The sequence below is a fragment of the Mycobacterium sp. 1165178.9 genome (genome assembly GCF_001673555.1).
In the GTDB taxonomy this organism is placed as follows: domain Bacteria; phylum Actinomycetota; class Actinomycetes; order Mycobacteriales; family Mycobacteriaceae; genus Mycobacterium.
On record NZ_LZMB01000492.1, the window covers coordinates 1 to 737 of the forward strand.

General features: G+C 62.6%; 1 protein-coding gene. It reads right to left on the reverse strand.

Going from position 1 to position 737, the window contains the following annotated elements; genetic code table 11:
• A partial coding sequence (locus tag A5652_RS21165; protein WP_156745462.1) for a thiolase family protein occupies positions 1–737 on the reverse strand: 737 nt, incomplete at both ends.

Consider the following 737-nt stretch of genomic DNA (forward strand, 5'->3'; position numbering starts at 1 on the left):
GCCGATACAGACCCCGATCACCCCATAATGGGCGGCTCTTTCACGCAATTCGGTCGCCAGCGTCAACAAATAGCGAGTTCCCGTAGCCCCGAATGGATGTCCGATCGCGACTGCGCCGCCATTGGGTGTCAGCTTGTCATCGGGCACCACGAAACCGTCCAGCTGGTTTGGCAATTCCCGCAGGACGCCCAGCGCCTGGGCGCTGAACGCCTCGTGCACCTCCCACACGTCGATCTGCTTGGGGCTGAGTCCTGCCCGCCGGATCGCGGCCGGGATCGCCCATGCGGGGGCCACGCCCATAATGAGCGGGTCGATGCCATAGACCGCACTCGATACCACTCGGGCTAACGGCTGGATGCCGAGCTCACTGGCTCGCTCCCCAGAAGCGATGACCACGGCACTGGCACCATCACTTAAAGGCGAGGAGTTCGCCGCCGTCATTTGAGTCGTTCCGGGCTGGGCCGGTAAAGCCGCCAGCGCCTCGGCGGTGGTGTCATCACGGATGAACTCATCATGTTCTGCCAGTCGGGCAGGTGTCTTTTTTGTCGCCGGAAGCGGCACGGGCATAATCTCTTTGGCTAGCCGTCCTCGATCACGCGCAGCCTTAGCATGTTGCTGGGACCGCAGCGCGAAGGCATCGATCTCCTCGCGGTCCAGTGAGTAGCGGTCGGCGACATTTTGCGCGGTCTCGATCATGCTGATGTAAGCGTTGCGGGCCAACAAAACCGGGTTGGGCG